Annotated in this window: 13 protein-coding genes and 2 tRNA genes; 9 read left to right on the plus strand and 6 right to left on the minus strand. The window is 63.7% G+C overall.

Features of this window, described 5'->3' with window-relative positions; translation table 11 throughout:
- The 4 genes from AAC023_RS03255 to AAC023_RS03270 all read left to right on the plus strand — a co-directional run.
- Positions 1 to 592: DUF192 domain-containing protein (locus AAC023_RS03255; RefSeq protein ID WP_339738082.1), on the plus strand; the 592-nt coding region annotated here is incomplete at its 5' end.
- Positions 593 to 631: 39 nt separating this feature from the next.
- Positions 632 to 708, plus strand: a tRNA-Pro gene (locus tag AAC023_RS03260).
- Between the two features lie 49 nt (positions 709 to 757).
- The gene (locus tag AAC023_RS03265) at positions 758 to 1,063 is read left to right on the plus strand and encodes an ETC complex I subunit (protein WP_339738084.1); all 306 of its coding nucleotides are present in this window, start codon (positions 758 to 760) and stop codon (positions 1,061 to 1,063) included.
- Positions 1,064 to 1,086: 23 nt separating this feature from the next.
- Positions 1,087 to 1,163 (plus strand) — tRNA-Arg (locus AAC023_RS03270).
- A gap of 100 nt (positions 1,164 to 1,263) precedes the next feature.
- On the opposite strand, the gene AAC023_RS03275 is transcribed toward AAC023_RS03270, so the two are convergent.
- Positions 1,264 to 3,366, minus strand: coding sequence for a TonB-dependent receptor (locus AAC023_RS03275; RefSeq protein ID WP_339738086.1), 2,103 nt, complete (start codon positions 3,364 to 3,366; stop codon positions 1,264 to 1,266).
- A gap of 342 nt (positions 3,367 to 3,708) precedes the next feature.
- Between AAC023_RS03275 and AAC023_RS03280 the strand changes: the two genes are divergently transcribed.
- On the plus strand, positions 3,709 to 3,912 hold the full coding sequence (locus tag AAC023_RS03280; protein WP_339738088.1) for a hypothetical protein: 204 nt from the start codon (positions 3,709 to 3,711) through the stop codon (positions 3,910 to 3,912).
- 88 nt (positions 3,913 to 4,000) lie between these two features.
- Here AAC023_RS03280 and metC read toward each other — a convergent pair whose 3' ends face one another.
- Together metC and AAC023_RS03290 are read right to left on the minus strand one after the other, a co-directional pair.
- Entirely contained in the window at positions 4,001 to 5,149 is a 1,149-nt protein-coding gene (gene metC, locus AAC023_RS03285) for a cystathionine beta-lyase (protein WP_339738090.1), read from the minus strand.
- Positions 5,146 to 5,988 carry a sulfurtransferase gene (locus AAC023_RS03290; protein ID WP_339738092.1) on the minus strand — a complete coding sequence of 281 codons (843 nt, stop codon included), beginning with the start codon at positions 5,986 to 5,988 and terminating at the stop codon, positions 5,146 to 5,148. Before AAC023_RS03290 ends, metC begins: the two co-directional genes overlap by 4 nt.
- 274 nt (positions 5,989 to 6,262) lie before the next feature.
- On the opposite strand from AAC023_RS03290, the gene AAC023_RS03295 reads away from it, so the two are divergent.
- Positions 6,263 to 6,877 (plus strand): DUF6134 family protein, encoded by a 615-nt coding sequence (locus AAC023_RS03295; RefSeq protein ID WP_339738094.1) that lies wholly within the window; start codon positions 6,263 to 6,265, stop codon positions 6,875 to 6,877.
- A gap of 10 nt (positions 6,878 to 6,887) precedes the next feature.
- Here AAC023_RS03295 and AAC023_RS03300 read toward each other — a convergent pair whose 3' ends face one another.
- The gene (locus AAC023_RS03300) at positions 6,888 to 8,363 is read right to left on the minus strand and encodes a deoxyribodipyrimidine photo-lyase (RefSeq protein WP_339738096.1); all 1,476 of its coding nucleotides are present in this window, start codon (positions 8,361 to 8,363) and stop codon (positions 6,888 to 6,890) included.
- Positions 8,364 to 8,490: 127 nt separating this feature from the next.
- Between AAC023_RS03300 and kdsA the strand changes: the two genes are divergently transcribed.
- Positions 8,491 to 9,339 carry a 3-deoxy-8-phosphooctulonate synthase gene (gene kdsA / locus AAC023_RS03305; protein WP_339738098.1) on the plus strand — a complete coding sequence of 283 codons (849 nt, stop codon included), beginning with the start codon at positions 8,491 to 8,493 and terminating at the stop codon, positions 9,337 to 9,339.
- A gap of 10 nt (positions 9,340 to 9,349) precedes the next feature.
- On the opposite strand, the gene AAC023_RS03310 is transcribed toward kdsA, so the two are convergent.
- A complete protein-coding gene (locus tag AAC023_RS03310) occupies positions 9,350 to 10,546 on the minus strand; it encodes a DUF3089 domain-containing protein (protein WP_339738100.1) in 1,197 nt (398 codons plus the stop codon).
- Positions 10,547 to 10,695: 149 nt separating this feature from the next.
- Here AAC023_RS03310 and AAC023_RS03315 point away from each other — a divergent pair, with 149 nt between their 5' ends.
- Positions 10,696 to 11,370 (plus strand): DUF502 domain-containing protein, encoded by a 675-nt coding sequence (locus AAC023_RS03315; protein ID WP_339738102.1) that lies wholly within the window; start codon positions 10,696 to 10,698, stop codon positions 11,368 to 11,370.
- Here the strand turns inward: AAC023_RS03315 and recG are convergent.
- Positions 11,367 to 13,451, minus strand: coding sequence for an ATP-dependent DNA helicase RecG (recG, locus tag AAC023_RS03320; RefSeq protein WP_339738104.1), 2,085 nt, complete (start codon positions 13,449 to 13,451; stop codon positions 11,367 to 11,369). The two genes, AAC023_RS03315 and recG, sit on opposite strands and share 4 nt — an antisense overlap.
- A 76-nt stretch (positions 13,452 to 13,527) precedes the next feature.
- On the opposite strand from recG, the gene AAC023_RS03325 reads away from it, so the two are divergent.
- Positions 13,528 to 13,821 carry a succinate dehydrogenase assembly factor 2 gene (locus tag AAC023_RS03325; RefSeq protein WP_339738106.1) on the plus strand — a complete coding sequence of 98 codons (294 nt, stop codon included), beginning with the start codon at positions 13,528 to 13,530 and terminating at the stop codon, positions 13,819 to 13,821.
- Positions 13,822 to 13,829: the final 8 nt, after the last annotated feature.

A 13,829-nucleotide genomic window follows, 5' to 3' on the forward strand; every position in this document is an offset into this window, starting at 1 on the left:
CCTGATCTTCGCCCTGATCTTCGCCGCGCCCGCTTGGGCGCAGGACGATTCCGTGCCGGCTGAAACGCCTGATACCGCAAATCCGGTGGCTGACGCCGGACCGGCCCTGCCGCCGATCGAATTTGGCGGACCTGAACCCCTGACCATTGATACCGGCTCGGCGCAGCACGTCTTCATGGCCGAGATCGCGACGACGCCGGAACAGCTGGCGCGCGGCCTGATGGGGCGCGAACAGGTCGATCCTGATTCGGCGATGCTGTTTGTCTATCTGCCGCCGCGCCGTGCCGTGATGTGGATGGAGAACACGCTGGTCAGTCTCGACCTCCTCTTCATTCGTGAAGATGGCACCATCGTCAAACTGATCGCCAATGCCCAACCGGGTTCACATCGCAGTCTGGTGTCAGATTTCGACGTCGCTGCGGTGCTTGAAATCGCCGGCGGCCGGGCAGCCGAGCTGGGAATTCGTCCCGGCGCGATTTTGCGCGATGAAGCCTTCGGTTCGCTCGAGCTTGATACAGCAGTTGTCGAGCCGCTTGAATCCACACTTGATGAGGCATCTGCTGCACCTGAATCGCCTTCAGAAGCTCAGTAGACTTGCCTAACTGCAAAAGCGCTTTCATAAGGGCGCTCTCGGGGCGTAGCGCAGCCTGGTAGCGCATCTGGTTTGGGACCAGAGGGTCGCAAGTTCGAATCTTGCCGCCCCGACCATTTTCAAGGCCCGCAACAGGCAGGGCCGCAGCATGATGGGGAGAACCGCATGTTTGCGAAGATTTACCAGCCAGCCCGCAATGCGATGCAATCGGGCCGGGCTCTCTCCAAACACTGGTTTCTCGAATTCACCCCTGAAATGGCCGAGCGTCCGGATCCGCTGATGGGCTGGACCTCAAGTACGGATATGCGCGCCCAGATCCGCCTGAGCTTTGACAGCAAGGAAGCGGCCGTCGCCTATGCACGCCAGCAGGGTATCCCGTATCAGGTTACGACGCCGCACAAAGCCAGACGCTACGTCAAATCCTATTCCGACAATTTCGCCACCAACCGCAAACAGCCCTGGTCGCACTGACCGTACGGGCCGCCGGTCGCGTCGCCTCCGTAGCTCAACCGGATAGAGCACCCGCCTTCTAAGCGGACGGTTACAGGTTCGATTCCTGTCGGGGGCACCATTTCACAAATCATTTCAGCGTGCCCGGCCTTGGCGCCGAGGCCGGCGATGGCACCGGTGCTCGCTCGCCCTGGCTGGCGCGAGCGAGCACCGGCATGCCGTCAGAAACGTTGGAGGATGGCAATCCGGAAAGAGCGTCCCGGGAGCGGGATCGTGTCCTTCAATTGCGAGGTGTGCAGACGACCCTCCTCGTCGGTAATATTGCGCGCCTCAAGGATCAGCCGGGTGTCTGACCCGAATGGACGGGCCACTGCGGACAGGTTGACCATGGTGTAGCCATCCGTCGGCAATTCGGAGTTGGCAATGTCATCCTGGTCGGCCGCCCAGACGATTTCACCGCGCAGATCGACGATGTCACGCTGCAATTCCGCACCGATCGTGGTGGAGAGCGGAGGCATGCGGGGAAGATTGCCGAAACTGTCCGTTTCGCCCTGGACATATTCCAGGGTGAAATCGCCCACCAGGGCCCAGGGTCCGAGTTCCGCGAGGTCATGTTCGACATAGACCTCGCCGCCCCACAGCGTGGCATCGTCCTGCAGATAGCGATAGACCGGAGCTTCCTCGACGGGATCTTCCAGGCCGGTCGGGGCCAGGTAGATGAAATCGCTGAAGTGCGAATAGAAGGCTCCCGTCTCCACGCGCCAGCCGTCGCCGCTCCAGCGGAATGTGCCATCGAGCGCCCAGCCGGTTTCCTTGCCGAGGCTCGAATTGCCGATCTCGACCGTGCCTGTCGCAGCATGCAGTCCATCCGAATACAGTTCCGCATCGGTTGGTGCCCGTTCGGTCCGCGCCAGCGAGACGCCAAGAAACAGGCCGTTGGCGGGCCGCCAAAACGTACCGGCTGCCAGGCTGACCGTGTCGAAACGGCGGTCCGGTCCTGTTGCGGTATCCAGTTCGCGGCGTTCCACCCGCGCACCCAGATCGAATCCGTAGCTGTCGAGGTCATAGCGCTGGGCAGCGAACAGGCCGATATCTTCAGTCGTCACGGGCGGTATGAAGGCCTCTTCGCCGGAGGCGGACAGGTCGGTTTGCAGCATCTGTATGCCCACAGACCCGTTCCACCGGCTGTCTCCCCCGCCATTCACGAGGGCCGCACGCGCTTCCCAGCCCTCGCTTTCGAACAGCGTCCCGATTTCGCCATCCGGTTCAAGCTCGACATGTTGATAGTCCGCAATGCCCGATGAGATATCGAGGTGATCGAATGGACCCAGATCGAAGTTGAACTGGCCGCGAATGTCCCAGCGCGTCTGTTCCATCACGATCATCGGATCGCCTTCTTCGTCCTCGTGCCCGTCCTCGTCCTCGTCCTCGTCGTGTTCGTCCTCTTCGGGATGGTGTTCATGGGCTGGCAGGCCGTATTCGGCATCGTAACTGCGCACCGATATGCCCAGGAAGCCCCAGTCACCGATCAGCGAGGCGCCGGCACCGATTGTGTCGAAGGTCAGCCCGGAATTCGGAACAGTGCCGCGGACTTCTTCCTCCTCCTCGTGCTCATGTCCCTCCGCCTCGTGCTCCTCCTCGTGTTCAGCTTCCTCAAGGGCGCGCAGCCGCGCCGATTCCGCATAGCCCGGAATGTCGAAATCATCCGCTTCGCGATGCGAGGCCTCAAGCTGGAAGACGAAGGGGCCGGCGCCGGTACGGATCCGCGCTGCTTCCTGGTGTCCGCTGTCAACCGAGGACATCCCGGCATAGACCTGGCCGTCGAACAGACCGTCGACGGGGCGGGTCGGGATGCGCCCGTCGATCACATTGATCACACCGCCGATCGCGCCACCGCCATAGGCGATCGCCGCGGGCCCGCGCAGGATGATGATTTGTTCCGCATCGAGGACTTCGGTGGTGCTGGCGTGATCCACGCTGACGCCGGAGGCATCGACCAGCCCGACGCCATTGTTGAGAATGCGCACGCGATCGCCGCCCAGCCCGCGAATGATCGGACGTCCGACTGCCGGTCCGAAGGATGTCGTTGAAATGCCGGGCAGGGCCGCAAGCGACGCACCAAGCGAGCCGTCAAAGGAGTCCACGATATCGTCCAAGGTGATGACATCGACTGACTGCAGGGTCTCTCCGCTCAGGGCCTCGATCGCTGTGCCGGTAACAACGATCACGTCGTCTGTGGCGGGATTGTCCTGTGCGGCTGCGCTTGTCGCGATTGCGGCGGCCAGGGCCACGCCAGAAGCGGTGCTCAACCAGTGTCTTGTCATGACGTCAGTCCTTGTTGGAATGTTATAGTGTAACACACCAAAGAAACGTTATAACATCGTCCTCGTCAAGGCCGGCCGAGGCGGAAAATGCAGGGTGAAAGATGATGGGCGAGGGGACGGTGAGGGGGAGTGGCGTCGTCTGCCTCGCCGGGGCGCGTTGCCGCGAGCAGGGATGGCAGCTGACGCCCCTGAGACGGCGAGCGCTCGCGGCGCTTGTGCCTGCCGACCGACCGATAAAGGCCCACGGTATAGGAAAAAAAGAGTGTTCCTGGTGGCAGGACCCAACCATTTTCCGCATATCGGACGCCCGCATTCCTGCAGGCGATCAGTCTGGCCCGGCGGGTGGAAAGGCTCAATGCCCATATGCTCCGGGTTGAAAATAAGCAGAGCGGACCGGTGTTGCCATTCATCGGCGAGCGGTGGCGTGAAGTCCAGACCAGCCCCATCGACACAGAAGCGCTGTGGATGCCCGGCGAATTTCGAATGACGCACCCGGTGTCTGACGATTATGGCGTCTGCGCCGCCTGTGGCGCGGCGATGGAGTGAGGCACAGCCAGGGGGCCGCTGCCCCGATGCGGGGTGAATAAACCGGTCATGCCCGAGGCCCGGCCGGCTCAGTTATCGGCCGCAAGTCTCAGCCCACCGCGGCAAATCCCTTCTCGAGATCGGCCATCAAATCCTCCGGCGCTTCCAGACCGCAGGAAAAGCGGAGCAAGGCGCCGTCATGCCTGTGCTCGGTTGCGGTGCGCTTGAGTTGCGGGTCGCAATGGATGGCGAGGCTTTCATAGCCGCCCCAGGAAAAACCGAGGCCGAAAATATCCAGCGCATCGAGGAAGCGTTCGCTCGTCGCCACGTCCCAGCCCGGAAATTCCACCGCGAACAGGCCGCAGCCGCCAGTGAAATCGCGTTTGAAGATCGCGTGATCGGGATGGTCGGTGCGCACCGGGTGACGGATGGCGCCGGTTTCGGGACGCGCCGCGAGCCAGTCGGCGAGGATGAGGCTGGTCGCCTCGCTGCGCTGCATGCGCAGCGCCATGGAGCGGAAACCGCGCAGGGCCAGATAGGCGTCGTCAGGCGCGGTGTGAATGCCAAAGGCGCGCTCGGTCGTCTGCAGGCGCTGGGCCATGGCTGCGTCGCGCGCGATCACCGCACCCATCAACAGGTCGGAATGGCCACCGACATATTTGGTCAGCGACTGGGCAGCGAGGTCGACGCCCAGGGCGAGCGGTTTCATCGTCAGTCCGGCCGACCAGGTATCATCAATAATCGTGGCGACGCCCTTGTCCCGGGCCAGTTTGGCAATCGCCGGGATGTCCTGCAATTCCATGGTCAGGGAGCCAGGCGATTCCAGCAGGATGGCCTGGGTATCCGAGGTGATCAGATCGCTGATTTCCGCGCCCATGCGCGGCGCGAAGAATTGCGCCGTGACGCCATAGCGCGGCAGCGTGTTGAGCAGGAAGCTGCGCACCGGTCCGTAAATGCAATCGGCTGCCAGTACCGTGCCGCCGGCTTCGACCACGGTCATAATGGCAAGCGTATTGGCCAGCAGGCCCGAAGAGGTGAGGGCGCAGCCGGCGCCGCCCTGCAGCCCGCTCAGCGCCTCGCGCAGGGCGCTCTGGGTTTCCAGGCCGACGCGGCCATAATGCGGCATGCCCGGCGGGAAATCATAGAGTTGTGCCGCCGAGGGCGCGAGAATCGTCGAGCCGCGCTCGACGCCGGGATTGACCAGGCCGCGCTTGTCATGGGGACGCCCCAGACGGGTGAGCCGGGTCTCGTCCTTCATCGTGGTCTGCGCCCGCCGCCCTTGACGATCGGTGTGTCCGTGCGCGAACCCCATTCCGACCAGGAACCGTCATAGACTGCCGAGGTGCGTCCGGCGCGTTCCAGCGCCAGGGCGACGATACAGGCGGTGACGCCGGAACCGCAGCTGGCGATCACGGGCAGGTCCGGATCCAGGCCGATATCATAGGCAAGGTCCTCATCGATCTCGAGCAGGTTATTGTCGTCATCGAACAGGTTTTCATAGGGCAGGCTGGTCGAGCCCGGGATGTGGCCACTACGCATCCCGGCGCGGCGCTCCGGTTCCAGCCCGGCAAAACGGCTGAGCGAGCGCGCATCGAGAATTTGATGCGAGGCATTGCGGCTGGCGATTTTCACATCCGTGACGGTGGCGACGAGTTCACGGCGATAGCTGGGTGTGTAGACGCCGGGCTCCTCGGCCGCGGCGCCAGGCTGATCCTCGATCGGACCACCGGCGGCGATCCAGGCGGGCAGGCCGCCGGCCATGACGCGGACATTGTCATGCCCCATCACCCGGAAGGTCCACCAGACCCGCGGCGAACTGAACAGACCGATGCGGTCGTAGACGATCAGCTCGCTATCATTGCCGATGCCCAGCGTCTCGACATGGCGCGCGAAAACGTCCGGCTCGGGCAGCATGTGCGGCAGGGAGGAGCGCTTGTCCTTGACGGTATCGATATCGAAGGCCAGTGCGCCGGGAATGAAACCCTCGCTCTCAACCACCGGTCCGCCATCATAAGTCCAGCTGGCGTCGATGAAAATTGTACCGGGCTGACCCAGGCGGGTCAGGGCCTCGGTGGCAGTAATAAGCGGGTCGGTCATGTGGCGAGCCATGCGGGCACTGGCAGCCCCTTTTCGTTTCGGAAATCTGGGTATAGAGCTTTGAAGGATATTATAGAGCTTTGGATGGTAACGGGAACCTTGATTTCGCAATACTGTCACACGGATGCGGGCCGGCGGGTCGCGCCGGAGTTGGCGCGCGTTCCAATCCTGGCGTCTGCCCTTTCGTGTATCCTCTTGCGGCGCGTGCAGCCTGACGCGAAGGGCTATCAATGGCGATTGTGATCCGGCCGCGCGGGAGCTGCGTAAACCAGCAATGAGATCAATCTTGGAAGTCTTCACGATAGCAGGCTTTTGCGCTGCCATGTTCGCCGTCGACACAGCGTATGCAGCGGACCTGCCGGAGCCGGCGGACATCCATTTCCAGGTTCTGCGCAATGGGACCCCGTTCGGTGAGCATCGCGTCAGTTTCACGCGCTCGCCTTCCGGGGAACTCCGGGTTGATACCGAGATCGAGCTGACAGTCCGGTTCGGTCCGCTGACTGTGTTCCGCTATGAACAAAGCATCGAGGAAGCCTGGGATGGCGATGATCTGATCTCGCTTGCCGGCAATACATTGAGAAATGGCCGCGAGTACACGATTGATCTGGACCGCGGCAGCGCCTTTGCCAACCTGATCCCGTCAAGCCATTGGCGGGGCTATGAGGCGGGTACGGAGCAAATCCTCAACACAGAAACCGGCGAGCCGATGGCCGTCACGATCACCGAACTCGGCCGCCGGGAAATCTTCACCAGCCGTGGCGCGGTCGCGGCGCGCGGTGTCCGGATGACCGGAAGCCTGAGCGTCGATCTCTGGTATGATGAGGACGGCGAATGGATCGGGTGCGAGTTTGAAGTCGACGGGCAGTCGGTCCGCTACGTATTGCTCTAGGCTGATCATTTTAGGCTGACGGCGCGTTGGCACTGCCCTCTTTCATCTCCTTATAGGCCGACAAGGCCGCATCGCGGCCGGTCGCCAGGTCGCAGATCGGGAATGGATAACCGGCCCCCAGCTTCAGACCGGCCGACTGACGGATTTCGGCCGGCGCTTTCCAGGGTTGATGAATCCAGCGCACCGGCAGCGCGGCCAGTTCCGGAACCCACTTCTGCACATAGCGGCCTTCCGGGTCGAAGCGTTCGCCCTGGCGGATCGGGTTGAAGATACGGAAATAGGGTGCCGCATCGGCGCCGGAGCCGGCCACCCATTGCCAGCTGGCGGCGTTCACGGCGCGGTCGGCATCGACCAGTGTGTGTTCAAACCAGGCCATGCCGTCACGCCAGTCGCAGCGCAAATGCTTCACCAGGAAGGAGGCGCACACCATCCGCACCCGGTTATGCATCCAGCCCGTGGCCCACAATTGCCGCATGCCCGCATCGACCATCGGAATCCCGGTCTGTCCGCTTTTCCAGGCCGCCAGGCCTGCGGCATCCCGGCGCCAGGGGAAATGATCGAATTCCCGGTTGAAATTTGCCGTCCGCAAATCGTCGAAATGGTACAGGAGATAATAGGCAAATTCGCGCCATCCGATTTCGGCCAGAAAGCGCTCGCCGGCCTGGAATCCGGTGCCCGATGCGAGTTGCGTCTGCACGCTGTGCCAGATCTGTCGCGGGGAAATTTCCCCGAAGCCCAGATGCGGTGAGAGCATGGAGGTGCCGGGCTTGTCCGGCCGGTCGCGGCCATCGGCGTAGTCGTGCAGGGCGTCCGCGAGAAATCGGTCCAGCCGGTCTGCGGCGCCCGCTTCGCCTGGCCGCCACTCAGCATCAAGGCCGCAGGCCCAGTCGGGATTCGACGGACGCAGGACCCAATCCCTCAGCGCCGCACCCGCTGGCTGGCCGGCCGCCATTGGTAGACGCTCGGGGGCGGGCAGCGCTGTCCCGGGCGCAAGATCGCGCAGCGCGGCGCGCCAGAACGCACCGAACACCCGATAGGGCGTTCCGGCGCCGGTCAGAAGGGCGAGGGGGTTGATCAAGTTTGTGCCCGCAAGGGCATGCGGCTGGGTACCGGCACCCTGAAGCGAAGCGGCGATCACACGGTCGCGGGCATTGATGTCAGGTTCGCCGGAGTGATTCCAGAACGCCTCGGCGACACCGTGTTGGCGCGCGAGCTCCGGGATGAGTTCTGCCGGGTCGCCGCGCAGCAGCGTCAATTGTCCGCCCCGGCGCGCCATGTCCTGCGCCAGGCGGGTCAGGGAGCCCTGCAGCCACCAGTCTGCCGCCTCACCGGGAGCGCTGCCCAGGGCGCGGTCGCGCTGGTCGATGAAGACCAGGATGAGCGGCCGGCCCGTCTGGACGGCGGCGTGCAGCGCGGGATTATCGGCGAGGCGCAGGTCGCGGCGAAACCAGACGAGCGCTGCGTCGGTGGCGGAAATGGTTGCCATGGAAGCCCTGTGGACAGATAACGGGTTGAACTTGGTACGCGCCACACCAGATACCGGATCAGTGGCGAACGCCATCAATGACATCGGCCGCACCAGGGCCGGTCGCACGCTTCAAGAGGATATCTTCGTGAGCCAGCTTAATGCCGTCATCTCCCTGCCCAGGCCCGGCCGCGATCCGATCGAGATCGGCAATGCCCGCAAGCTCACCATCATCGCCGGCCCCTGCCAGCTGGAAAGCCGCCAGCACGGTCTGGAAGTCGCTTCCGAATTGCGCGCCATCTCCGACCGGCTCGGCATCGGCCTGATCTACAAGACCTCCTTCGACAAGGCCAACCGCACCAGCGTCAATAGCCAGCGCGGCATGGGGCTTGAAGCATCATTGCCGGTGTTTGCCGAGATCCGCGAAAGCATCGGCCTGCCGGTGCTGACAGATATTCACACCGCCGAGCATGCCGCGATCGCGGCCCAGGCCGTCGATGTGCTGCAAATTCCGGCCTTTCTGTGCCGCCAGACCGACCTTCTCGTCGCTGCCGCCCGGACCGGCAAGGTGATCAATGTCAAAAAGGGCCAGTTCCTGGCGCCCTGGGACATGAAGAATGTGCTCGAGAAAATCGCCGGCGCCGGCAATCCCAATGTGATGGCCTGTGAACGCGGCGCCAGTTTTGGCTATAATACCCTGGTCAGCGATATGCGGTCCCTGCCGATCATGGCGAGCTTTGGCGCCCCGGTCGTATTTGATGCCACCCATTCGGTGCAGCAGCCGGGCGGTCAGGGCACGACTTCGGGCGGACAACGCGAATTCGTGCCGACCCTGGCGCGTGCGGCCGTCTCCATAGGGGTCGCCGCCGTCTTCATGGAAACCCATCCTGATCCGGACAATGCGCCTTCGGATGGCCCGAATATGGTGCCCTTGAATGAGTTTGAAGGCCTGCTGAATACCCTGCTGGAATTCGACGCCATCGCCAAGCGTGTCTAGTTCACAACTGTCAGAAGCGGCGGCGGTCCGGAATGGCGACCACGGGCGCGTCCTCGATCGCCTCTGGCGCATCGAAGGCGGGCGCCCACTGGCGTTCATCCTGTAGGATCGTGGCCAGATTCAAACTCCTGCGGGCGACGTCGAAGCGCAGATCCTCGTAGAACAGGTTGAAGGGCGGCAAGCGGTAATCCTCGACCAGGCGGCGTGGACGATGCAGGGCGCGCGAACGCGGCTGTTCGAAGAAGAGCACACCATCGGCGCATTGTGCTCCGGTCTGGGCCGGGATAGGCGCGGGAACGGCGTCAGGGTCGAGCCCCTCTGCGGCCACGCCGCCGCGGTGCTGGCGCGCCGACGCGTATTCATTGCTCACGGCCGACAGGAGCGGATTGACGCAGAGCAGGCCACGCCCATCGACAAAATCGAGCCGGCCGTCGGGCGTCCAGCTCATCGCGCGTTCGGTGATGATATGGATCCGGCCCTCTTCGGACGCCATCGCCGAGGTGAAGGCGTAGACACAGCGCACATCCTCCGGTGTGACGCAGGGCGGGATGGCCTGCAGCGGGCCTGCGAAGAGGTCCAGTGGCACCGGGGATTCGATCACATAGGCCGCGACCAGGCGGGTCAGAAGTGCGTCATTCGTGGCCATCCGGTCGAGCAACAGGCCGAGCACGTCCAGCCCGCCCTGGCCATAGCCGGCCAGGATGATGGGGCGCGTCTCGCCGATTTGCGCTGCAAAGGCGTCGAATGCGCGCTGGATGTCGTCATAGGCAAACAGGCGGGCGCGCAGACTGTCCTCGCGATTATTCATGAAGGCATATAGCGAGGCCTGCCGGTAGCGCGGGGCATAGAGCGCGCCGGCATTGGCGAAAGGGGCTGCGTAATTGGGCAGGACCACCTGGGTGACGGCTTCGACCGAGCTGGGTTTGTCCAGCTGGCCATTCCAGTTGGCGCCGCCGGAATAAGTAGTCGGATGGACGAAGAAAACCGCGGGTTCATCGGCATTGTTGAACCCCTCACGGGCATACCAGCCCTCGGCCTCGGCGTAATCGGCACCGGCGGGCGGGGAATAGGTCTGAAACGGAACGCCCGGGTCCTGGAAGGTGCGATAGACCTGGTCACGCAAAACCCAGCCAGCGGCAAGCAGGAGTGCGGCCAGGGCGAGACAGACCCACAGGAAGGCGTGTCGGGCGATAAGGTTCACGCTCACAATAACTCCATCGAAACCGGACCCTATCATCCCCGGCTCCTTGCTTGTGTGCAACCGGTTGGCGCGGTCGGGGGCTTCACGTATTGTAACCCGGTCTGAGGGCAGGGCGGCCGGGCGCGTGAACCGCGCAGATTGGGTGCACGAACACAATGTTTCGATGGCTTCGCAACAGTTTTCTGACCGGGATCGCGATCGCGACCCCGCTCGGTGTCACGCTCTTCCTGATCATCAGTTTTGTCGGTTTCGTCGACAATGTCGTCAAGCCGCTGATCCCGGCGCGGTATAATCCGGAAAATTATCTGCCGGGCGATTACACCATTCCCGGCCTGGGAGTGGTGATCGCTGTGGTCCTGCTGACCATGGTCGGTGCACTGGCGGCCAATCTGTTCGGCCGCACCCTGATCTCGGTGGGCGAGCGCCTGGTTGATGGCGTGCCGCTGGTGCGCCATGTCTATGGCGCGCTCAAGCAGATCGTCGAAACGGTCTTCTCCGGCAAGACCAATTCCTTCAAGGAAGTCGTGCTGATCGAATACCCGATGAAGGGCCTATATGTGGTCGCCTTCGTCTCGGCCGAAGGGCGCGGCGCGATGCAGGAGGTGATCGGAGATGATGTGATCGGGCTCTTCGTGCCGACCACGCCCAATCCGACCTCGGGCTTCCTGCTCTATACGCCGCGCGCCAACACCATCCATGTCGACATGTCCGTCGAGGAGGCCGCCAAGCTGATCATTTCCTTCGGTATGGTCACGGCTGACAAACTGCCCAAGACGGTTCGCGACAACCTGCCGCCTGACGTGACGGCTGCGCCCAATGCCGCCCCCTAACCGGATTTGAGCAGTCTGATGCCGCGATCCTGCTCGAACAGGTAGAGCAGGGTACGCAGGGCTTCGCCGCGCGGTGTCGTCAGTTCGGCATCGCGGTGAACGGCCAGTTTGGCGGTGTCATTGGCCAGGGCGATGAGGTGCCCATGCGCCTCCAGCTGGGCCAGGGCGAAATCGGGCAGGCCGCTTTGACGCAGGCCGAGCGGATCGCCGGCCCCGCGCAGGCGCCAGTCCTCCTCGGCGATGATGAAGCCGTCATCGGTTTCGCGCATCATTTCCAGACGCGCCTTGGCGGTTTCCCCGATCGGCCCCTTGTATAGCAGCAGGCAGGAGGAGGGTTTTTCACCGCGCCCGACCCGGCCACGCAACTGGTGCAATTGCGCCAGGCCGAAACGCTCGGCGTGCTCGATAATCATCACCGTCGCATCGGGCGCATCGACGCCGACCTCGATCACGGTTGTCGCCACGAGCACATCCATCTGGCCTTCGCGGAAGGCGAGGGCGACGCTCTCTTTCTCGGTGGCTTTCATCCGGCCATGGATCAGTCCGACGCGCTCATCACCCAGTGCCGCGCGCAAATGCCGCCAACGATCCTCGGCGGCGGAGAGTTCAGAGACCTCAGACTCCTCGACCAGCGGGCAGACCCAATAGACCCGGTCGCCCTTGGCGATGGCGCGGCGCACGCCTTCCACGACATCGTCGAGCCGCTCCATCGGCACCAGGCGCGTGTCGGGCGGGATGCGGCCGGCCGGTTTTTCATCGAGCCGCGAGACATCGAGATCACCATGCACGGCCAGCGCCAGCGTGCGCGGGATCGGGGTTGCGGTCATCACCAGCGTGTCGGGACGGTGCCCCTTGGCGGTCAGGCGCATACGGTCGGAGACGCCAAAGCGATGCTGCTCATCGATCACGACCAGGGCGAGATCGGCAAACTCGACCGCGTCCTGGAACAGGGCATGGGTGCCGCAGACGACATCGACCGCACCGGTCCGCATCTGTTCGAGAATTTCGGTGCGGGCCTTGCCCTTGTCGCGCCCGGTGAGGATGGCCACGCGCAAACCGGCAGACCCGAGCAGGGCGGTCAGCGTCTTGGCGTGCTGACGGGCGAGGATTTCTGTTGGCGCCATGATCGCGGTCTGGCAGCCGGACTCGGCAGCCTGGGCGGCGGCGAGGGCGGCGACGAAGGTCTTGCCGGCGCCGACATCGCCGTGCAGCATGCGCGTCATGCGCACCGGCTCCAGCATGTCGGCACGGATCTCCGCAAAGGCCCGGCTCTGGGCGCGGGTCGGTTCGAACGGGGCATGGCTGAGGACAGCCTCGACCTGCGCTCCATCGCCTCCCAGACTGCGCCCGGGCAGTGCCCTGCGCCGTGCGCGGGCCAGTTGCAGCGCCAGTTGATGGGCCAGCAACTCGTCGAAGGCGAGGCGTTCACGCGCCGGATGCAGGGGTTCCAGATCGGCGGCGGTTTGCGGGTGATGCGCTGCGGTCATCGCCGTCTTGAAATCGGGCCAGCCGTGCTCATCGCACAGGGCTTCATCCTGCCATTCGGGCAGGACCGGCAGCAGGCTCAGCGCGCCGGCGGCGGATTTGCGCATCACCTTGGCCGTCAGTCCGGCCGTCAGTGGGTAGACCGGCTCGAGCAGGGCGGTGTCGGCGGCCTCTTCCTCGCTCATCACCAGATCGGGATGCACCATCTGGATTTCTGCGCCGAAGCGTTCGGCACGGCCGGAGACGATTCGCGTTTCCCCGACGGGGAGGATTTTCTCGAGATATTCCCGGCGGGAATGGAAATAGACGAGGTGCATGAAAGCGGTGCCGTCATACAGACGAACCTTGTAGGGCTTGCCCTGACGTGAGCTGGGAATGTGTTCCTCAACCTTGGCGGTGAGGGTGGTGATCTCGCCATCCGGCGCCTCGGCGATGGAGGTCGTCTGGCTGCGATCGACGAGGCCGGTGGGCAGCTGGAACAGGACATCCTTGACGCGCGGCCCCGCCGCCTTCGCCAGCAGGGCGGCCAGTCTCGGGCCAATACCGGGCAGGGCGATGACGTCCTGGAACAGGGGAAAGAGGATTTCGGGTCGCATGGTCTTGCACTCTAGCGCCAACTTCTGCATCTGCCACTGGTCGACGCGGCCTCATTCACCGACTATATCCGCCACCATGACCGAAACACTCGACAATCGCCGCAAGAAACTGCGCATCCGGGCCTGGCGGCGCGGCTTCAAGGAAGCCGACCTGATCCTGGGCCGTTATGCCGACCAGATGCTGGATACGATGCCGGAATCCGAGGTCGCTGATTTTGACAAGCTGCTGGATCAGCTCGATGCCGACATCTACAGCTGGGTGATCGGCAGCGCGCCGACCCCGGCCGAATTCGACACGCCGGTCATGGATGGCCTCAAGACTTTCCGTGTCGATCGCGACGCGGCCTTTGGCGACGGTCCCAAGATCTGAAGCCCGCA

This window comes from uncultured Maricaulis sp. (assembly GCF_963976135.1).
In the GTDB taxonomy this organism is placed as follows: Bacteria; Pseudomonadota; Alphaproteobacteria; order Caulobacterales; family Maricaulaceae; genus Maricaulis.